At 43.4% G+C, this 17,500-nt stretch carries 26 protein-coding genes; 10 read left to right on the forward strand and 16 right to left on the reverse strand.

The features are described 5' to 3' along the window. The first annotated feature begins 107 nt into the window (after positions 1 to 107). A complete protein-coding gene (locus FD977_RS10470; RefSeq protein WP_215305547.1) occupies positions 108 to 845 on the forward strand; it encodes a pseudouridine synthase in 738 nt (245 codons plus the stop codon). A 51-nt stretch (positions 846 to 896) separates the two neighbouring features. Further along, positions 897 to 2,525, forward strand: a complete 1,629-nt coding sequence (locus tag FD977_RS10475) for a peptide chain release factor 3 (protein WP_215307135.1) — start codon at positions 897 to 899, stop codon at positions 2,523 to 2,525. A 2-nt stretch (positions 2,526 to 2,527) separates the two neighbouring features. Here the strand turns inward: FD977_RS10475 and FD977_RS10480 are convergent, their stop codons facing one another. Both FD977_RS10480 and FD977_RS10485 read right to left on the reverse strand, forming a co-directional pair. After that, entirely contained in the window at positions 2,528 to 2,776 is a 249-nt protein-coding gene (locus FD977_RS10480; RefSeq protein WP_215305548.1) for a hypothetical protein, read from the reverse strand. Continuing rightward, positions 2,773 to 2,997 (reverse strand): DUF2798 domain-containing protein, encoded by a 225-nt coding sequence (locus FD977_RS10485; protein WP_251369491.1) that lies wholly within the window; start codon positions 2,995 to 2,997, stop codon positions 2,773 to 2,775. The genes FD977_RS10480 and FD977_RS10485 overlap by 4 nt, the downstream gene beginning before the upstream one ends. A gap of 129 nt (positions 2,998 to 3,126) precedes the next feature. On the opposite strand from FD977_RS10485, the gene FD977_RS10490 reads away from it, so the two are divergent. The 4 genes from FD977_RS10490 to FD977_RS10505 all read left to right on the forward strand — a co-directional run bounded on the left by FD977_RS10490 (position 3,127) and on the right by FD977_RS10505 (position 4,965). Beyond that, positions 3,127 to 3,333 (forward strand): hypothetical protein, encoded by a 207-nt coding sequence (locus tag FD977_RS10490; RefSeq protein WP_215305549.1) that lies wholly within the window; start codon positions 3,127 to 3,129, stop codon positions 3,331 to 3,333. Positions 3,334 to 3,399: 66 nt separating this feature from the next. Then, positions 3,400 to 3,906 (forward strand): MOSC domain-containing protein, encoded by a 507-nt coding sequence (locus tag FD977_RS10495; RefSeq protein WP_251369492.1) that lies wholly within the window; start codon positions 3,400 to 3,402, stop codon positions 3,904 to 3,906. After that, the gene (locus FD977_RS10500; protein ID WP_215305550.1) at positions 3,903 to 4,298 is read left to right on the forward strand and encodes a GNAT family N-acetyltransferase; all 396 of its coding nucleotides are present in this window, start codon (positions 3,903 to 3,905) and stop codon (positions 4,296 to 4,298) included. The genes FD977_RS10495 and FD977_RS10500 overlap by 4 nt, the downstream gene beginning before the upstream one ends. A gap of 19 nt (positions 4,299 to 4,317) precedes the next feature. After that, entirely contained in the window at positions 4,318 to 4,965 is a 648-nt protein-coding gene (locus tag FD977_RS10505) for a histidine phosphatase family protein (protein WP_215305551.1), read from the forward strand. Between the two features lie 45 nt (positions 4,966 to 5,010). On the opposite strand, the gene FD977_RS10510 is transcribed toward FD977_RS10505, so the two are convergent. The 10 genes from FD977_RS10510 to FD977_RS10555 form a co-directional block, all read right to left on the reverse strand. Beyond that, positions 5,011 to 5,250 carry a hypothetical protein gene (locus FD977_RS10510; RefSeq protein WP_215305552.1) on the reverse strand — a complete coding sequence of 80 codons (240 nt, stop codon included), beginning with the start codon at positions 5,248 to 5,250 and terminating at the stop codon, positions 5,011 to 5,013. 73 nt (positions 5,251 to 5,323) lie between these two features. Next, positions 5,324 to 6,076, reverse strand: coding sequence for a transporter substrate-binding domain-containing protein (locus tag FD977_RS10515; protein ID WP_215305553.1), 753 nt, complete (start codon positions 6,074 to 6,076; stop codon positions 5,324 to 5,326). 167 nt (positions 6,077 to 6,243) lie between these two features. Then, positions 6,244 to 6,798, reverse strand: coding sequence for a phasin family protein (locus FD977_RS10520; protein ID WP_215305554.1), 555 nt, complete (start codon positions 6,796 to 6,798; stop codon positions 6,244 to 6,246). A 131-nt stretch (positions 6,799 to 6,929) separates the two neighbouring features. Continuing rightward, a complete protein-coding gene (locus tag FD977_RS10525) occupies positions 6,930 to 7,490 on the reverse strand; it encodes a peroxiredoxin (protein WP_215305555.1) in 561 nt (186 codons plus the stop codon). Positions 7,491 to 7,520: 30 nt separating this feature from the next. After that, the gene (locus FD977_RS10530; protein ID WP_215305556.1) at positions 7,521 to 8,087 is read right to left on the reverse strand and encodes an SRPBCC family protein; all 567 of its coding nucleotides are present in this window, start codon (positions 8,085 to 8,087) and stop codon (positions 7,521 to 7,523) included. Positions 8,088 to 8,115: 28 nt separating this feature from the next. After that, positions 8,116 to 8,631 (reverse strand): DUF1003 domain-containing protein, encoded by a 516-nt coding sequence (locus FD977_RS10535; protein WP_215305557.1) that lies wholly within the window; start codon positions 8,629 to 8,631, stop codon positions 8,116 to 8,118. Positions 8,632 to 8,695: 64 nt separating this feature from the next. Next, entirely contained in the window at positions 8,696 to 9,379 is a 684-nt protein-coding gene (locus tag FD977_RS10540; protein WP_215305558.1) for a haloacid dehalogenase type II, read from the reverse strand. 136 nt (positions 9,380 to 9,515) lie between these two features. Beyond that, entirely contained in the window at positions 9,516 to 10,040 is a 525-nt protein-coding gene (locus FD977_RS10545; protein WP_215305559.1) for a superoxide dismutase family protein, read from the reverse strand. A gap of 205 nt (positions 10,041 to 10,245) precedes the next feature. Beyond that, entirely contained in the window at positions 10,246 to 10,641 is a 396-nt protein-coding gene (locus FD977_RS10550) for a hypothetical protein (protein WP_215305560.1), read from the reverse strand. Between the two features lie 110 nt (positions 10,642 to 10,751). Beyond that, a complete protein-coding gene (locus FD977_RS10555) occupies positions 10,752 to 11,354 on the reverse strand; it encodes a nitroreductase family protein (RefSeq protein ID WP_215305561.1) in 603 nt (200 codons plus the stop codon). A 189-nt stretch (positions 11,355 to 11,543) separates the two neighbouring features. On the opposite strand from FD977_RS10555, the gene FD977_RS10560 reads away from it, so the two are divergent. Beyond that, the gene (locus FD977_RS10560) at positions 11,544 to 12,020 is read left to right on the forward strand and encodes a Dps family protein (protein ID WP_215305562.1); all 477 of its coding nucleotides are present in this window, start codon (positions 11,544 to 11,546) and stop codon (positions 12,018 to 12,020) included. A 203-nt stretch (positions 12,021 to 12,223) separates the two neighbouring features. Next, positions 12,224 to 12,550, forward strand: a complete 327-nt coding sequence (locus FD977_RS10565; RefSeq protein WP_215305563.1) for a hypothetical protein — start codon at positions 12,224 to 12,226, stop codon at positions 12,548 to 12,550. Positions 12,551 to 12,701: 151 nt separating this feature from the next. On the opposite strand, the gene FD977_RS10570 is transcribed toward FD977_RS10565, so the two are convergent. Beyond that, entirely contained in the window at positions 12,702 to 13,139 is a 438-nt protein-coding gene (locus tag FD977_RS10570; protein ID WP_215305564.1) for a CBS domain-containing protein, read from the reverse strand. A 281-nt stretch (positions 13,140 to 13,420) separates the two neighbouring features. On the opposite strand from FD977_RS10570, the gene FD977_RS10575 reads away from it, so the two are divergent. Both FD977_RS10575 and FD977_RS10580 read left to right on the forward strand, forming a co-directional pair. After that, the gene (locus FD977_RS10575) at positions 13,421 to 14,392 is read left to right on the forward strand and encodes a dienelactone hydrolase family protein (RefSeq protein ID WP_215305565.1); all 972 of its coding nucleotides are present in this window, start codon (positions 13,421 to 13,423) and stop codon (positions 14,390 to 14,392) included. 187 nt (positions 14,393 to 14,579) lie between these two features. Next, a complete protein-coding gene (locus FD977_RS10580; RefSeq protein ID WP_215305566.1) occupies positions 14,580 to 15,344 on the forward strand; it encodes a hypothetical protein in 765 nt (254 codons plus the stop codon). Between the two features lie 166 nt (positions 15,345 to 15,510). Here FD977_RS10580 and FD977_RS10585 read toward each other — a convergent pair whose 3' ends face one another. The 3 genes from FD977_RS10585 to FD977_RS10595 all read right to left on the reverse strand — a co-directional run bounded on the left by FD977_RS10585 (position 15,511) and on the right by FD977_RS10595 (position 17,339). Continuing rightward, the gene (locus FD977_RS10585; RefSeq protein WP_371743111.1) at positions 15,511 to 15,777 is read right to left on the reverse strand and encodes a Txe/YoeB family addiction module toxin; all 267 of its coding nucleotides are present in this window, start codon (positions 15,775 to 15,777) and stop codon (positions 15,511 to 15,513) included. Continuing rightward, complete coding sequence (locus tag FD977_RS10590) at positions 15,771 to 16,013, reverse strand: type II toxin-antitoxin system Phd/YefM family antitoxin (protein WP_072584031.1); 243 nt, start codon at positions 16,011 to 16,013, stop codon at positions 15,771 to 15,773. Before FD977_RS10590 ends, FD977_RS10585 begins: the two co-directional genes overlap by 7 nt. 249 nt (positions 16,014 to 16,262) lie before the next feature. Further along, positions 16,263 to 17,339 carry a M48 family metallopeptidase gene (locus tag FD977_RS10595; protein WP_215305568.1) on the reverse strand — a complete coding sequence of 359 codons (1,077 nt, stop codon included), beginning with the start codon at positions 17,337 to 17,339 and terminating at the stop codon, positions 16,263 to 16,265. Between the last annotated feature and the right edge of the window lie 161 nt (positions 17,340 to 17,500).

Raw genomic sequence — 17,500 nt, forward strand, 5'->3', positions numbered from 1 at the left:
AACTTGCAGTTAAATTAGCAATTAAAAGTATTTCCGTCAAATATAGTTTTTTATATAAAAATTGGTCGGAATGCGTACTTCATTGCCTTGTAATTCATAATGTGGTCATGGAAGAAAAAATACGTGTCTCCAAGCTACTCTCTGAGCTAGGTCTTTGCTCCCGACGTGAAGCAGACTCTTATATTGAGCAAGGCTTGGTCACAGTCGATGGTGAAGTAGTCAATGAGCTGGGCTCACGAGCTTTTCGCCATCAGAAAATTGAGCTCCAGTCTGGCGCTAAAGCGCAGCAAGCATCCCGGATTACAGTCATTTTGAATAAGCCAGTCGGCTTTATCTCTCACTTTGATGATGAGCAAGAGTATCAACCAGCAGCCTCGCTGATCACTCCCGAGAATTACTTTGCTAGCCCGCTTGATAAGGGACGTAACCCACGCTTTAACACCCGCGGCCTAGCACCTGCTGGTCGCCTGGATATTGATTCCACTGGTATGCTGGTCTTAACTCAAGATGGTCGTATCGCAAAACTCCTCATTGGCGAAAACAGCCCCGTCGAGAAAGAGTACTTAGTCCGAGTGGAGGGCGCACTCTCTTTTGAAGATTTAGATCGCCTCAAACATGGCCTGGAATTAGATGGTGTCGTTTTAAAGCCCGCTCAGGTCAGCTGGCAGAATGAAGACCAACTTCGCTTTGTTCTGCGCGAGGGCCGCAAGCGTCAAATTCGTCGCATGTGTGAAATCGTTGGCCTCCGAGTTTTAGGTCTCAAACGTGTGCGTATGGGTAGAATTTCTCTGGGCGCCCTACCGCCCGGGAAATGGCGCTTTGTAAGGCCCGAAGAGCAATTCTAAGAAGCGCTACCCGTCTATAATTCTGTCACTTAGATTAAACGCAGAATTACCATCGATACCACCACCTCCAGCACGCCCGGCGCAGAAGTTTTAAGACGCCGTAGCTTTGCCATCATCTCTCACCCAGACGCCGGCAAGACCACGCTTACTGAAAAACTCTTGCTATACGCGGGAGCGATTCAGATTGCGGGTAGTGTTAAAGCCCGTAAGGCCAGCCGACATGCGACCTCTGACTGGATGGAAATTGAGAAGCAGCGTGGTATTTCTGTAGCCAGCTCAGTGATGCAAATGGAATATCGCAATTGCATTATTAATCTTCTAGATACCCCGGGCCACCAAGACTTTTCCGAAGATACTTATCGCGTATTGACTGCAGTGGATTCTGCACTCATGGTGATTGATGCTGCTAATGGTGTTGAGTCACAGACCTTGCGTTTGCTTGAAGTCTGCCGCGCACGCAACACACCAATCGTCACCTTCATCAATAAGATGGATCGCGAAGTAAAGCCACCCATGGAGTTGATGGATGAAATTGAAACTGCACTCGGTATTGAAGTAGTTCCTTTTACATGGCCAGTAGGCATGGGTAAATCCTTCGCTGGCGTAATTGATATTGCTAACTCTCAAATGCGTATGTTCAAGGCAGGCGAAGATCGCGTGACTGAAGATTCTCATGCTATTGTTGATATTAACGATCCCGCCCTAAAAGAGCGTCTCGGCACTGATCTTGAAAATGCGCTTGCTGAAGTAGATTTAATTAAAAATGCAATGCCCGCCTTTGACCGTGAAGCCTTTCTAGCAGGCCGTCAGTCGCCGGCATTCTTTGGCTCAGCCATTAATAATTTTGGTGTACGTGAAATTCTCAATACCTTAGTTGAGCTTGCGCCATCACCGGGATCACGCAAAGCATTACAACGCGAAGTGAGCCCAGCGGAGAATAAATTTTCTGCAGTAGTCTTTAAGATTCAAGCAAATATGGATCCAGCCCATCGAGATCGCGTTGCTTTCTTGCGCATTTGCTCGGGGCATTTTCAGCGCGGCATGAAGCTAAAGATTTGCCGTAATGGCAAAGAAGTGCGCACCAATAATGCGCTATCTTTCTTGTCACAACGACGCGATATCTTAGATGAAGCCTTTCCTGGAGATATTATTGGCTTGCCAAACCATGGCCTACTTCGGCTAGGCGATACGCTCACCGAAGGCGAGCAGTTGCAATTCACAGGCTTACCATTTTTTGCTCCAGAAATTTTTCGTATGGTCGAGTCCGCAGATCCATTACGTTCCAAGCAATTGCGCACCGGTCTAATGCAGCTTGGTGAAGAGGGTGCGATTCAGGTATTTCGCCCCATGACTGGTGGCACTATGTTGCTTGGCGCATTTGGACAATTGCAGTTTGAAGTGGTGAGCCACCGTCTACAAACTGAATATGGGGCGGAAGTGCGTTTACTGCCGGCACGTTATAACTTGGCTCGCTGGGTAAGCTCCGAAGATCCTGTGGCACTCAAAAAATTCATGCTAGAAAATATTCACCGCATGGCAGAGGATGTTGTGGGCGCTTCCGTATTTTTAGCTAGTCATAAATCTGAGCTCGATGTTGCGCAACAGCGCTGGGAATCTATTCAGTTCCATGCCCTAAGAGAACATGCAGGCCTGATCTATCAATCAGATCTTGCTGGTTAATTCTAGCGCGGGCTTGATTGCGGCCAATTGCAATCAAATACCGCAAGTAACTGAGTACTGTTTTTTCTAAACGATGCAGTCTTGCCGTACTGTGCGCAGTACGCATTGGCTTTTGGTGTCAGTGAGGCAATAGATTCGCCATCACTATTCAGAAAGGTCACATGATTCGCATCTGATGCATCGGTATAAACCGCAGCGCAAGCACTCAAGCCAATCATGCTTAGTAATAAGATATATTTGAAATGAATCATCGCTCCAGCTTCTTTACTAAACTTGCAGTGAGCTTGCTAGCAAATGGGCGATAGATCAAAATACAAATAATCGCAACCGGGCAGGTAAGCACCCAAAGCTCCAGCCATACCCAAAAGAAATTCTGCACAAAGCCTACGCGTACCAAAGTGGTGATTAAGGTGATGCTTAATGACATGAGCCCACCCATAATGGCGGCAAAAATAAGATTGGAGATATTCATCAGGATCTAATCATAGCGCCTTGACTGCTTAACTGTTATTCTGATCTGTGATCACTATTCCGCGCCCTAAATAGGGGAGTCTGCTGAGCAAGCTCAGAGGTTCATCATTCCAAGACTCTAGGAAACTATATGGCTGCTGGCCAAAATCAAAGAAACAGAAAAAACGACCCTATGGTGAGCAAAACTGGCAAAGCTAAATTGGGACCACTTAATGTGACTCAACTCAGTAAATTGCTCGAATCGAGCACCAAGCCTAAAGAGAAAGCAAAGATTCAGAGGGCTCTCAATAAGCGCCCTCCGGTCGCGGCACCCGCTGCAACAGAAGTCCTAGCCTAAACACTAAGTACTATGCACTAAGCCCCGAAATTACCGGGGCTTTTTCTTATGTAATATGCTGTCAGCATGAAAGCATTTCCTCAAATTCACTCCATTTATATTGCTGCTCGAGCAGGCGAGCTAATGGTGCAGCTTGCACAAGCTGAGATTATTGCTGGCGAAGGCATTGTGGGCGATCGATACGCACTAGGTCTTGGTGCATTCTCTAAGACCAAGCTCAAAATACGCCATATTTCTCTCATTGCTCTCTCGGCCATAGAAAATGCTAATGGCCAGTTGCATGCTAAACAGCAGGCCCTTTTTAGAGAGGGCGATACCAGAAGAAATCTGGTGATCAAGGGAATTTCTGAGGAAGAGCTAAATGGTCTCGTTGGACGGACTTTCTATTTGGGAGGTATCGCATTTAAAGGCACTGAGTTATGCGAACCTTGTCAGCGTCCAGCCAACCTGCTAAAAAGGCCCGACTTCATGAATGCTTTTGAGAATAGGGGTGGCCTCAGGGCAGAAGCGCTAGTCTCTGGGACTATTAGCCATGGTGATTCGCTGACCTACTCATTAGAACAAGAAGAATGATTACCTATACCGAGCATGCAAGCATTAGTCCAGAACAGGCGATCGACCTTTATGTTCGATCAACTCTCGGGGAGCGCCGCCCAATTGATAGTGCTGAAACCTTTGCAGCGATGCTTGCCAATGCAAATCTCACCATTTCCGCATGGGACGGTGAAAAACTCATTGGGATCAGTCGTAGCCTGACAGACTTTGCCTATGTGGCTTATTTAGCCGATCTTGCTGTAGATGAGCATTACCAGCGACAGGGAATAGGAAAGCAGCTCATTGAAGAAACTAAGAAGCGCTTAAAGCCTGACTGCATGATTGTGCTGCTTGCTGCTCCGAAAGCAAATACTTACTATGAGCACCTGGGCTTTGAGCATAATCCACGCGCCTGGACCATGAAAAAATAATTCAACTGAATATTGCAATATGTCGACCACAAAACTCTGCCTCATCCGCCATGGTGAAACTACTTGGAATGCTGAAAGGCGCCTTCAAGGACATACCGATATTCCTCTCAATCCCAAAGGCATCCAGCAGGCTCGCCAAATGGCGCAGGCTATTAAAAATACAAAGCTGTCATTCGATGCTTTATATACCAGCGACCTTAAGAGAGCCGCCGACACTGCAAATGCTATTGTGGAATTATTTGGTGTAGAAGCAAGGGTAGATAGCGCCTTACGAGAGCGCCATTTTGGCGCGCTTCAAGGACTCACGATTCAAGATGCGCCATTACTACAGCCTGCAATTTGGCAAGCTCATATTGCTCGTGACCTAGAGCATGAGCTCGCAGGTGGTGAAAGTATTGAGCAATTTGCAATACGCGTTCAAACTGTTTTAGACAAGATACAAGAGCAGCATTCAGGCCAAACGATTTTGCTTGTGAGCCATGGTGGTACTCTCGACATGGTGTACCGAATTGCTAGCAAGCAAGCCTTAAGTGCTGAGCGGGTTGCCTCAGTGCCAAATGCCTCATTCAATTGGATTAGCCATCAGAAAGGCGTGGGCTGGTCAGTTGAGAAATGGGCTGACACTCGTCATCTCGAAGGTTCCGCCTTAGAAGGCGTCGATCTCTAAGCAAAAAATCCCCCTTAGGTGACTTTTTGCTTTTGTAGAAAAGGCTTACTTTCGGATGTGAGCATGACGGGCAGCATCTTGTGACATACCCTCACCCTTTGGCTTACCTTCAAGCGCTTCTTTTTCAGCGGTAATTTCTTTACGGCGCTCTTTGCAAGAACCAGCAATTTCTTGCAAAGCTTTACGAGCCCTCGCTGCAGAAGCTTTAATTCCTTTTCCGTGGAACTTTTCATTCTCTGATTGGTACACCTCAAATTCAGCCAGCAGTTTGTCATGATGGGACATATTTTTCCTTATAAATTATTGAAAGAATCTGCTTAAGAAACACTCTAACCTAATATATTGAAATTGCTTTAATTTATTGTGTCCAGCGATCAATAATGGCTTTTATTTTTTTTGGTCCGAGCTCAGCAAGATACAGATTGAAGTCATCGCGCAGCTCAGAATTTTTTTTGAAAGCAAACCCGAGATTATCAAACCCAACAACTTGGTAGCTGCTACTAACTGGAAGATTTAAAGTTTTTTGATAATTAACTAGCATCACGTTATCAACAAATACCAAATCTACATTACCATTTTGCAATGCAAGTAAGGCTTCGGTTGGCGAGGGGTATAGCTTTACTTGCTCAACTGAGTAATAGCCTTTTGGCTGTAATACATTTTTCACATAATCATCAAATACACTTCCTGTCGGATAGGCAATTGTGTATTTACTGAGCTGTGATAAATCTGTTATTTTGATATTACGGTTTTTTAAACCTATCAACTGCCAGGTGCTAGTGAAATAAGGATTGGAAAAATCCATCACCTCTTTGCGCTTGTCTGTAATAGAAATTCCAGAGAATGCCACATCAGCTTGGCCACTGGTTACAGCGCCTAGCATGCCAAGCCAATCGTAAGCTGTTACTTTAAATGTACAGCCTCGTGACTTACAGTAGCCCTCAAATATCTCTAAGTCTATGCCTGAGTATTTCCCATCTTTTTCAAACAGCATTGGGGGAACCGCGGGCGATATGGCAACCTTAATGAGCTTAGATGGTTCTTCTTTAGAACATCCGCCCAGAAGAAATAAGCCAACTAATAATGTAGTAATGATGCGTTCAAGTCTCATAGTATTTTCAAGTTTTATTTGATTGAACGATCTTATCAAGAATTGAATCTAACAATGCCATCAGGGCATTACTTTTTAACTCTGCATCTTTTCCGCATTCCGATTAGCGAAAAACCCAATAAAAAACCCCGCATTTACGGGGCTTTTTATCTGAAGCGATCCGCCAATTACTTGGTACGACTTTTTGCTTTTGGAGCATGGCCAAATTGACCCTGTGCACTCTTCATTGCAGTTTCTACACTTTTCTCAAAGTTTGCAAAAGCATCTTGAGTGCTTGAACGTACTTGGTCAAAGTTTTGCATTGCCGTATTGAATGCGGAGGTAAAGGAGCTGACATACGCCTCTGATCCAGCAGGCGCCTTTGATGTAGCGGCAGCCACGAAACTCTTCAGATCGTCCTGTGATTGATTGATGGCAGCCTCTACAGCCTCAACCAGCTCTTGGTTACCACGGCGCAGTACTGCAGCAACTTTTTTCTGATACTCAGCAACTTCAGTGACGGCTTCTTGTACTTCTGGGCTTTGCAGAAGGTCTAGGGCTGCTTTTGCATCCTTACCTTTCATTAATTCAGCTGCTTTAGCTTGTGCATTTGCAACAGCTTGTTGTGCAGCTTGGTAATTGATTTCTGCTAACTCTTGAGCATTTTCAAGGGCAGTTTGGCCTAGTGCACGTGCACTTTCTGCGGATTTAGTTTGGTTTTCTGCAAATTGATTTTTGAACATGATTTTTCCCATTAATTGGTTATTTGTTGCACTGCACCATATTAATAGCTTATTTTAGGTTTAGCAAGGAAATTTTGCTGCAAAGCAGCATTTATCACCTAAAGGGCAAAATACATTCACCCCAATAACAATTAAGCAGCTCTATTTTTTAAATAGTCAATCACCCAAGCCGGATCACTGTCGCTTGGAAAGATGGGGTAGTGAACGGCCTCGATCACACCATCATTTGCGATCAGGGTAATGCGCTTTAATAGCGTCATTCCAGCAGCAACAAAGGTAGGCAAGCGCAAAGCTTGCTGAAATTGATATTCCTCATCACTGAGCACTGGAAATGGCAAATGCAAACGATCCGCCATCTCTTGTTGATATTCAGTAGATTGCACGCTCAGCCCTACAACATCCGCGCCAAGCGATTGAAGCTCTTGATAGTGATCCCTAAATGAGCAGCTTTGTGGGGTGCATCCCCTTGCTCCCGGGATTTGGTCCCATCCATCCGGCAACGGAACATTGGGCTGACCTGTCATTGGGTAACAGTAAATCACGATACGCCCCTGAGTCTGGCCGAGATTAAATTGGCCATGGGCCGTTGTTCCAAGCGAGATGGCTGGCAAGCTCATGCCCACTAAGTGATCGGCAGCCCCATCATCTTGAGGGATAGGTAAGTCGACAGGTAATTGATTGAGATTTGTCATAAATATAATCTTAGCTTACTAAGCCATAGCCTATCTACAAGTCTTTGGTAGCGCTGACTTCTTCAGTGATGCGACCTCGGCCATTGACTCGAATTGTCGACGCAAAATATTTTTAATGAAGAATTCAATTACTGCCGATGGCACTAAGGAATTCGGTTCAATTTGGGCATCGTACTTAAAGGTAGTGAATTCCTTCTCGGAAAATAGCCGCCAACTTCCCTTGTAATACTTTGTGTCACCGTTGAGTTGCTCAAAAAGTAATGTTTTATAGGGGGACTCGACGTACTCCAACTCAGAACGTATTTCAAATGGGATGAATAGAATTCTTTCCTCAAGCAAGCGAGCGACCTTCACTTTATTGCCTGACCTAGAGAGCACTTTTGAGTCGACTACTCCAGGTAGATTTTTAGCGCCCTCATAGTCAGTAATGAATGTAAAGGCTTCACATAGGGTGATCGGCACCTCATAGCTTGCACTTACCTGGAAGCGATCGCCAGTCCTCGTGACAGCTACTTTTAGGTCATAGGTATTGGATGGCTCTTGCGCCAAGGCAATACCGCACGATGCAATCAGAAAAAAGTAAAGAAGATGCTTCATGTTGGTAGTTTAGTGATATTAAAGTGGGCTACTTACGCATGCCATCTAGCTTTTCACTTAAAGCCTCAACTGCCTTCGTTAAAGCGAATAGCTCTTTCTCCTTCAACAAATCAATTTTTTGGTGCAGGAGTTCAATTTCCAACTCTGCCTTCACATTGACCTCAAAATCATTGCTGGCCTGTTGACGGTCTATCTCTGACAGTCGATTCTGACTCATCATGATTGCTGGGGCGGTGTATGCGGCCTGAAAAGAAAGCATCAAATTAAGCAAAATAAATGGGTAGGGATCCCATGCACTTTTATTGTTTATTGAGTTGTAAGCAATCCAAACAAAGATACATGCACTTTGAACTAGGATAAATTTCCATGAGCCTACCGTTTTTGCGACAACATCAGAAATTTTCTGGCCAGTCGTTAACCCTGGAGCGTAAGCTTCAATATGACTTGAAATATTACGAGGAAAGCCTTTGCGATGCTTGCGCCTATGCTCCCGAAGGGACTCAAGAATTTGTAGCTCTTCATTAGTGGGTGTAATAGTAGTCATAGTCCCTCGCTTTATATAACTACTTTACGCTCATCCGGAGAGCCTCAGGTTCGGCCCTCTGAAATTAAATTACTTCCAACACTTTGCTTAAAGAGCTGCCTTCATAATTTGGCTTCTCACCAATTTCTTCAAAGGGGTGACCCAGGCGATTGACCCAAAATACATCGAAGCCATACCACTTAGCCGCTAGCGCATCCCAAGCATTGCTCGATACAAAGAGAACTTCTTCTCTCTTAACAGGAAATGCTTTTAATAAAAGTCCATATGCTTGAGGATCTGTTTTAAATAGGCGCACATCCTCAATCGTCACCACTTGATCTAGATAGGGCTTTAAGCCATTGCTATCTACTACAGTAGCAAGCATCTCTCTGCTGCCATTAGACAATATGGCTGTAGATAAACCTTTTTCTTTAATAGTTTTTAGAACGTTCAAGCTATCTTCAAAACCAGTTAGCTTGGCATACTGATCCATCAGTCGCTTTTCATATTCTGGTGTGAGATTCAAATTCATCCGCTTACAGACATAATGCAATGAACGAATCGTCAATTCCCAAAATGGCAAATAGTGCTTACTACCGCCAGGATTGGGATCACTCATTGTTACTAAGCGCGTGTATTCAATTTGGCGATCTCGCCACATCAAAGCAAACGCCTGGCCATGCCCTGGAAATAGTTCTTCTGCCAGTTGGCCCATGGAGTAGACATCAAACAGTGTTCCATAAGCATCAAAGGCGATTAGCTTGTACATAATTTGTCCTGTATTTTTATTATGAATATCTATTGTCGTTTAAAAAGGGATCTCTGAATTACTGCATTAAGCTCATAAATGAAAAAACCACCCGGAGGTGGTTTTTCTTTGTACTAACCTATGACTAAGGTCAATACTACTTAATCAAGCCGCATGCAATTCTTGGGCCTGAGTTGCCTGCTGGTTGTGATTTGTAATCATCGGGGTCACGATGCACAACAACAGATTTTCCTAAAATACCAGTTGACCCATTATTAACAGCAAAGCCACTTAGCTTTGCAGAGTAAGTAGCGTTACCGTTGGCATCTGATTTGATGTTTGGCATGTCTCCAGCATGATTGGCACCACTTCCAGGCATTCCATGTGATTTTGTGTCTGGATTAAAGTGGCCACCTGCGCTGGTAGCATCAGGCGCGGAGCAATCTCCTTTTTCATGCACATGAAATCCTTGCTCAGCATTTGGCTTTAATCCAGAAAAGTTTCCGGTTACCAAAACATCATGTCCTTGCCATACAAAATTTACCGTGCCTTTTGCATTTGATCCTGAGCGCGAATCTAAGCTAGCGGACGCTTTTTGACCAGTGCCGTGCTCCATTGACTGGCAAGCTGTCAGCAATAAAACAGACACAGCACCTACTGATAGGGAAATTTTTTTAATCATGGTTTGCCTCTTTTTGTTTATATAGACTCAGAATAGATCTTGTGGTGACACTCTTCAACCAAAACAAAAAACCTTACTGATAGTAGTCTTATTGACTTACCCTGCCAGGAGGCATGAATTCAAATGAAACCATCCGGAGGTTGCTATTCAAAGGGGCCAAGAACAAAGTCGGCTAGTGCCAGCGATGCCTAAAGCTAAAACTTTTTTACATCTTAATAATGCGCCAAGCACCTTCTAAGCGACCATCACCAGTTTTATCACCTGGCTTGACATCTTTTGCATAGAAATACAAAGGCATACCGTTAAACGCCAACTGTTTTTTGCCATCATCGCGGGTAATCACTGAATAATCTCCAGAAACAGCCGGGCCACCCTCCACCAACAGTGGCGGCCAATTGCTCGCGCACATACCATTACAAACTGACTTGCCTGAACCACCAACATCCTTGCTAAAGGTATACAAGGTCATACTATTATTTCCAGCCAATACACCATCATTAGCCTTGGTAAATGGCGCCAACGCCACTCCGGTCATTGATGCACAGGCTGCCAAAGTAGCTGTAGCCACCAATGCAATTAATGCACTTTTTACACGATTCATATTCACTCCTTTTTGGTTGATTAGACACTTTAACCGTGATTTTGGTCACTCGCTTTGAATGGGATTGACTAGCGATTGCATAGGTAAAACCAAGCTAAAGGTGTTTATATTTAGAAATGGTTTTCGATAATCATTTCTGTCTTAGGTATAAATCCTGGTTTTGGCCAGGCCGGCTTTATACCTTTACCAATTACTAGCATGGCGGCAATAGCATAGCCTTTTGGTAAATGAATCAACTCTGCAACCTTATCAAAATCAAAACCTACCATTGGGCAAGAGTCATAACCCATTGCTTTGGCAGAAAGCATCATCGTTTGAAGCATGATCCCCGCAGAGCGCATTGCCTCATCTCTCTGCAATTGCTCTTTGCCAGAGTAGAAAGGATGAATCCAAGGTACCAATATATCTTGAGCTTCCTTGGGTGCATTTACCCAGTATCTCGCAGGATCCTTTTCCCAAGCCTTGATATCGACAGTCACTACAAACAGCAAAGATGCTTCGGTGACTTGAGCTTGATCATGCGCAGCCTCTCTTAACTTCGCCCTCAGGGCTTTATCAGTAACATTCACTAAGCGCCAGTGCTGGATATTAAAAGATGATGGGGCCTGCATAGCTAACTCGAGGAGTTGCTCTGTCTCTTGCTGAGTCAATTGATGATTGGGGTCGAAAGACTTTACAGCCCTGCGCTCGCGAATTGCGTCAAATGTATTCATAGTTTCCTTTATTGGTTGAGCTGAAGTTACAGAGATTCTAGACGCACCTCTTTAGTATTTTACGAATTATTATTCCACCAGAAAATCAAGCATCTCTTGATGCCAAGAACATCATATCTTTTAACCATAAAATAGCGCATGATAGGTCAATCAACTGATAACGAAATTCATCTAAGAAGCAGGGGCAAAATGAGTACAAAAATAGATATTGGCATTAGTGAAAAAGATCGCAAAGCGATTGCAAATGGGTTATCAGGCCTTTTAGCAGACAGTTACTCTTTATATTTGATGACTCACAACTTTCATTGGAATGTGAAGGGCCCGATGTTTAACACCCTTCACACCATGTTCATGGCTCAATACACAGAGCAATGGGCGGCACTTGATTTAATAGCAGAACGAATCAGAGCTCTTGGAGAGCCAGCACCAGGTACCTATAAAGAGTTCTCAAGATTAACTTCGATTAAAGAGGTTGAGGGAACTCCAAAGGCAATGGATATGGTTAGGCATCTTGTAAAAGCTCAAGAAGCAACAGCGAAGACTGCTCGTAAACTATTTCCCTTGGTTGAAAAAGCAAACGACCAGCCTACAGCTGATCTGCTTACCCAACGACAAGATATCCATGAAAAAACTGCTTGGATGCTGAGAAGCCTGCTAGAGGAGTAAATCCCTTTAACATTGCACTAAGCAACATCACTAACGCAGGGGATATCTAATTGATTTTTTTTGAAGGCAGCTCATGATAGGCGTATCCGAAACTAATAGCGCCTAGCCCTACCAGACCTTAAAACAAAATAGCCCAAAAGTTGATTGTTGGCATACCCAAGCATTAGTAGCAATAAATATATCTATTCTAGGAAAAAGGGGCTATGGTAACCACCATGCTCAAATATTTATTAAAAATCGATAAAGCAAGATCAATCAATAAAAACTATCATGTGAACGATAGGCAAGCTTTCATTTTGGACTACATATGCACACAATATCTTACCCATAAAGTCTGCCACATCAACAACATTATTTTATTAAAAACAGCTGGATCTCAGGCAACGCTTCATGCTGTTACAAAAGAACTGGCTCAACTTAATCTAATTAAAGTTGGCATGGATCCGATTGATAACAGGGTGAAGAATGTTCTGCCAACCCCTCTAGCCCTACAGCGCTTAAAGACTTTAGCAACTTTTTTTCAGAAATAGTCTTTGGGTGATATTACAAATTATCATCACCCTCACTAACTGAAGCTCACCCACCAGACCAAAAGAAAATAGCCCATCAAGTGGGCTATTGTGCTTCTTGGTGGCTCGGGGCGGAATCCAACCAGGGCTTTCAATTTATTTACAACAAAAACTATGCTCCGTGACCATGAATGTAAGTTTCTAGAAATTTAATCTGACTACCTTGATGTTCGATAATACTTTTTACTAAATCTCCAACAGAAATTACCCCAACCACTTTAGCTTCTTGTAGTACTGGCAAGTGTCTGATGTGCTTGTGAACCATGATTGCCATACACTCCTCTAGTGAGTTAGAAAGCGTTACGGTAAGTGGTTTTGCTGTCATTATTTTTGAGACGGCCACTTGTTTTGGATTGTTATTAGGCAATAGCACTTTTATAGCGCAATCTCCCTGTGACACGATCCCCGCCAAAAATCCGTCATCGATAACTAAAACGGCTCTTACTCTATGCTCGCGCATCAGCAACAAGACATTTTCTACGGTATCAGATGATTTTACAGAAAAAATAGTATTCGATTTTTTCTCAATAACTTGCTTTACTGTTGTCATAAAAGTCTGCCTATTGTTTTAAAGTTTTACTGTGATATCCGCTTAATTATTTTTTACTCAAGTGTAATAATTATATTCTGAGATGCGATCACATCCAAAACACGATTATTAAGTTGGCTACGGTGATTCTTACTGGCTCGGACTGGGATCCACCATGGCCGAGGATCCCTAAATCACACTATATCCAGCCTCCAAGGGGCTTTCGTTGCGGATCTTTGCCATAAATTCTGCTACTATTTTTAACAACACAGATTTATAAAAAACATCGGAGATAAAATTAAATGAAGTACTTACTGATAGCGCTATTGGCGACGGCATCTTTCTGCTCACAGGCTGGGACTGATATTGTTTATTCGCCACGCTCGGAAATTTACTCTATTCCGAGCTTAACAATTTCCGATAAGCAGTTTTTACTAGGGGATAAAAATGGCAAGGAGGTGATGGTCAATGGCATTCTCCGCTTTCCACCCAAACCTGTTGGCCAAAAAATTCCAGTCGTCTTCTTGGTACATGGCTCAAGTGGAATGGGCGCAAATATCGACTACTGGTCTAATCACTTCTTAGGGCAAGGCTATGCCACTTTCAGTCTGGATGGCTTTACAGGAAGAGGCCTCACTATTGTCGGTCCGAATCAAGCTTTGTTAGGTAGACTGAGCCTGGCTCTTGATAGCTTTAAAGCAATGGAAATTTTAGCCAAGCATCCACGCCTGGATTCTAATAAGTTTGTCATGATGGGCTTTTCTAGAGGTGGGCAAGCGGCTCTATTTGCTGGTGTTGAGAGATTTAATAGGATGTGGAATAAAAGCGGGACTGTATTTGCTGCACATATTCCGTTTTATGCCGACTGCGTGACAAGCTACATTGATGACACTAAAACTACTGGCAAACCCATTCAACTACATCACGGTATTACGGACGACTACAACCCTATCACTGCCTGCAGGGACTATGTAGGTAAATTAAAAGCGGCAAACCAAAATGTTGAGATGTTTGAATATGATTTCGGCCCGCATGCTTTTGACTCACCACTGGGAGCGATTCCCCCTGTAGCTTCAAAAGATGCCCAAACGGTTAGGTCTTGTAGGATTGTTGAAAAGACGGCGGGCAATCTTATCAATACTCAAACAAATCAAGAGTTCAAATACTCTGATGCTTGCGTTGAATTAAATCCCCATGTTGGCAAAGATGATGATGCTACGCAGAAGGCAACTCGCACTATTGATGCGTTCCTGGCGAATCTCTTTAAGAGCTAGACCGGTCAAAATAAGGGCTGTAGATATTGCCCCTTAGTTTTTGTCGTTTCAAACGACACCAATACAAATATCCTTTAGTGAAAAAACCACCCGAAGGTGGTTTTGGTGTCTCTTGCTGGCCCGGGGCAGAGTCAAACCAACGACACGAGAATATCGAATCCAAAGCGTTACTACCTATAATCACACAGTGCTGCTCATTCTTAAACTCACTATAGTTCCTCTCTTTATTGGCTTAATTACCTTGGCGGGTCGTAAATGGGGTTCTGGCATTGCGGGATTAATGGGTGCTTTTCCAGTTGTAGCGGGGCCTATTATTATTTTCATTGCACTTGAACAAGGTTCTGAATTTGCTGCTTTAACCTCTACATCTGCAATCTCCGCTACAGCCTGCCTACTTATTTTTGGACTAATCTACTCTTGGGCATGTATTCGTTTGCGCTGGATCTACGCCCTACTTTTTTCGTTGATAGCATGGTTCATTTTGGCGTTTACTTTATCCATGACCACACCAAGTCTTAGTATTGCATTACTAATCGCGATTAGTTCGCTGATAATGACGCCGCTCCTTCTACCTCGCACAAAACCGACTGCCACACCAAATACTAAATTACATGATCTTCCTTGGCGCATGTTGGTTGGCGCTTTGTTAACTTTCTCTGTTACCACTTTGGCTGGGGCTTTAGGTGAAGTTTGGAGTGGGATCCTTGCGGTTTTTCCAGTCATTGGGCTGGTTCTCGCTGTATTTACTCACAATACTTTAGGGCCCACTCATGTCACACAGGTTTACCGTGGAATGGTCAAGGGTCTATATTCTTTTGCAGCATTCTTTTTAACCCTAACGCTTTTACTGCCAAAGACTTCTATTTTGATAGCAGCTCTGTCATCGGTCGTCGTGGCAATAGTTACGCAAGTCATCCTTCAGTTTATTGCTAGGTCCATTACAAAAAACTAAGCGCTCAAGCATCCTGCAACTAGACGATCGTCTTAATTAAGACATCCTAGCAGCGGAAGTCCAAATGAAAAAACTACCCGAAGGTAGTTTTAGTGTTTCTTGGTGGCCCGGGGCGGAATCAACCACGGCCTAGGATGCCTGACTCTGCTTTAGACTAATACCTACTTTATTCGTAGTGAGTCCACATTCTTAAGATTCGAACCGTCTTCTCCTTGCGCAAAATTTCATAAACTAAGCGATGTTGAATATTAATTCTACGTGAGTAAGATCCTTTTAAATCACCAACTAACTTCTCATAAGGCGGCGGGTTTTGGAGAGGGTCTACTTCTAAAATATCCAATAAAGCCTGGGCTTTATCTTTAAGGCCTGCGGCAGATAGTTTTTTAGCATCCTTAATGGCATATTTGGAATAAGCTAAATTCCAAGTCACCACTTCAATGCCCTTTTACTTTTAGTAATTGGCTCAGCCATTGACTCTTTAATTGACTCACGCATTCCTGGAATTGCCAATAGATACAGCGTCTCCTGAATAGCGCTCCAATCTTCTTCAGAAACTAAAACAGCATTTGCGCGCTTACCAGAAATGACTACTGGCTTGTGTGACTCTGCCGCTTGATCAATCAAACGGTAGAGACCTGCTCGAGCTTCACTTGCGGTTAATGTGGTCATGATTTCACTCCTTTTCAATATGGTACGTAAAAGCGTACGCTTTGTCAAGTGGCCACCTAATCCACACGACCAAAAGAAAATGCCCCGCACGAAGCAGGGCATTATTTGAGTTTGGTGGCCCGGGGCGGAATCGACCAGGGCCGAGGATGCCTGACTCTAGCCTTGGACTGTCGCTTTAAAGGGTGCCTCTCTTCAGCCACAATAGAAGCCTAGGATAAATATCCCAGGCTTCAAACATTCTTTTAATAGCTAATTTTTTGAAAGTTGAAAAATAGCCTTGTTGATACCATCTTTCAATTGCTGATTAGAATCAGAGTCAGCTGTACTCTTTAGGAAGTCCAAGGCCTTATCTTTATTAGTTGCAAATTGGAACCCAACAACAAAGGCGGCGGCGGCACTATCCAATCTACCTTGATTTGCATAAACCTCACCAAGGTTTGCCCACGCACTTGTTCTTCCAGGAGCAATTGATAAAGCCATACCAAGGATCTTTTCGGCCTCATCATATTTGCCCGCTTTTAATAAAGCGTAAGCATAGTTATTAAGAGCTTCAATATCTCCAGGATTTACTTTGGTTGCTTCGCCCAAGGAATTAGATGCCTCAAGAAAATTTCCCTGTTTTATTAATGCCAAACCACGTTCGTTTAATGCTCTAGAGGTCTTAATATCACCTTTGTCAGGTTTTTGATATGACTGATCAACAGAATTTTTTAATTCCAAAAGCTTTATTTGATTGGAGTTATTTACCAACATTTCTGTCAAAAAATTTGCAGTGGAAGCGGGAGCAATTACAACGCGAATATTTGCAGAATTGATGGGTGCATCAATCTGATCCTTGGACGCATCCTGAGAAGAGCTTTCTGGATTTTTATCTGCGGGGCTTTCTTCGGCAACAGAGGCTGTAGCAATAGGAGCTGGCGCGTTAGATTTTGGCGAGACAAATATGCCGCAAGAAATTAGAGCAAAAACTGCAAGCGCCGTCACTCCAATCTTGATATTTTGGAACTTAATTTTTGTTTTTTCTTCAATCCAATTTTTATCTGTTGGTTTGAGTAGCCATAAAAATCCGATACCGGCGGCAATTACGCCCATCAAAATTATTGTTTCCCACCATGCTGGGTCATGATTTATGCCGACTAGATTTGTAGAGCCAACAATTACGTTTTCAAAACTCTGCCAAGTAAATCTAAATGGCCAAGTTACAACATTCCAGATAAAAGTAAGGATTGTGATCACCAATTCATATATCCATTGAAGAATGAGCCAGACAACATAGCCAACTGCCGCTATTAACAAAAGAATTATTAATTGGCCCAGGCCCTTCATTTGCGTAAAGATATACGACGGAAAAGTCCCAGTGCAAAATGGGCATCTCGTAGCCATAGCAGAAACCTCGTTACGGCAATGCGGACATGTAGCCATGATTTATTTCTCCCTATATTCAATGAACAGCAAAATATTAACTTATTTTGAGAAGTAGTTATTAT

It is taken from the genome of Polynucleobacter sp. AP-Elch-400A-B2, from assembly GCF_018688355.1.
Lineage (GTDB): Bacteria > Pseudomonadota > Gammaproteobacteria > Burkholderiales > Burkholderiaceae > Polynucleobacter.

Excerpts from the sequence above, each read along its gene's own strand:
- FD977_RS10470 (WP_215305547.1), top strand. The coding sequence starts at position 108 with ATGGAAGAAAAAATACGTGTCTCCAAGCTACTCTCTGAGCTAGGTCTT.
- FD977_RS10480 (WP_215305548.1), bottom strand. The coding sequence starts at position 2,776 with ATGATTCATTTCAAATATATCTTATTACTAAGCATGATTGGCTTGAGT.
- FD977_RS10485 (WP_251369491.1), bottom strand. The coding sequence starts at position 2,997 with ATGAATATCTCCAATCTTATTTTTGCCGCCATTATGGGTGGGCTCATG.
- FD977_RS10490 (WP_215305549.1), top strand. The coding sequence starts at position 3,127 with ATGGCTGCTGGCCAAAATCAAAGAAACAGAAAAAACGACCCTATGGTG.
- FD977_RS10495 (WP_251369492.1), top strand. The coding sequence starts at position 3,400 with ATGAAAGCATTTCCTCAAATTCACTCCATTTATATTGCTGCTCGAGCA.
- FD977_RS10500 (WP_215305550.1), top strand. The coding sequence starts at position 3,903 with ATGATTACCTATACCGAGCATGCAAGCATTAGTCCAGAACAGGCGATC.
- FD977_RS10505 (WP_215305551.1), top strand. The coding sequence starts at position 4,318 with ATGTCGACCACAAAACTCTGCCTCATCCGCCATGGTGAAACTACTTGG.
- FD977_RS10510 (WP_215305552.1), bottom strand. The coding sequence starts at position 5,250 with ATGTCCCATCATGACAAACTGCTGGCTGAATTTGAGGTGTACCAATCA.
- FD977_RS10515 (WP_215305553.1), bottom strand. The coding sequence starts at position 6,076 with ATGAGACTTGAACGCATCATTACTACATTATTAGTTGGCTTATTTCTT.
- FD977_RS10520 (WP_215305554.1), bottom strand. The coding sequence starts at position 6,798 with ATGTTCAAAAATCAATTTGCAGAAAACCAAACTAAATCCGCAGAAAGT.
- FD977_RS10525 (WP_215305555.1), bottom strand. The coding sequence starts at position 7,490 with ATGACAAATCTCAATCAATTACCTGTCGACTTACCTATCCCTCAAGAT.
- FD977_RS10530 (WP_215305556.1), bottom strand. The coding sequence starts at position 8,087 with ATGAAGCATCTTCTTTACTTTTTTCTGATTGCATCGTGCGGTATTGCC.
- FD977_RS10535 (WP_215305557.1), bottom strand. The coding sequence starts at position 8,631 with ATGACTACTATTACACCCACTAATGAAGAGCTACAAATTCTTGAGTCC.
- FD977_RS10540 (WP_215305558.1), bottom strand. The coding sequence starts at position 9,379 with ATGTACAAGCTAATCGCCTTTGATGCTTATGGAACACTGTTTGATGTC.
- FD977_RS10545 (WP_215305559.1), bottom strand. The coding sequence starts at position 10,040 with ATGATTAAAAAAATTTCCCTATCAGTAGGTGCTGTGTCTGTTTTATTG.
- FD977_RS10550 (WP_215305560.1), bottom strand. The coding sequence starts at position 10,641 with ATGAATCGTGTAAAAAGTGCATTAATTGCATTGGTGGCTACAGCTACT.
- FD977_RS10555 (WP_215305561.1), bottom strand. The coding sequence starts at position 11,354 with ATGAATACATTTGACGCAATTCGCGAGCGCAGGGCTGTAAAGTCTTTC.
- FD977_RS10560 (WP_215305562.1), top strand. The coding sequence starts at position 11,544 with ATGAGTACAAAAATAGATATTGGCATTAGTGAAAAAGATCGCAAAGCG.
- FD977_RS10565 (WP_215305563.1), top strand. The coding sequence starts at position 12,224 with ATGGTAACCACCATGCTCAAATATTTATTAAAAATCGATAAAGCAAGA.
- FD977_RS10570 (WP_215305564.1), bottom strand. The coding sequence starts at position 13,139 with ATGACAACAGTAAAGCAAGTTATTGAGAAAAAATCGAATACTATTTTT.
- FD977_RS10575 (WP_215305565.1), top strand. The coding sequence starts at position 13,421 with ATGAAGTACTTACTGATAGCGCTATTGGCGACGGCATCTTTCTGCTCA.
- FD977_RS10590 (WP_072584031.1), bottom strand. The coding sequence starts at position 16,013 with ATGACCACATTAACCGCAAGTGAAGCTCGAGCAGGTCTCTACCGTTTG.
- FD977_RS10595 (WP_215305568.1), bottom strand. The coding sequence starts at position 17,339 with ATGAAGGGCCTGGGCCAATTAATAATTCTTTTGTTAATAGCGGCAGTT.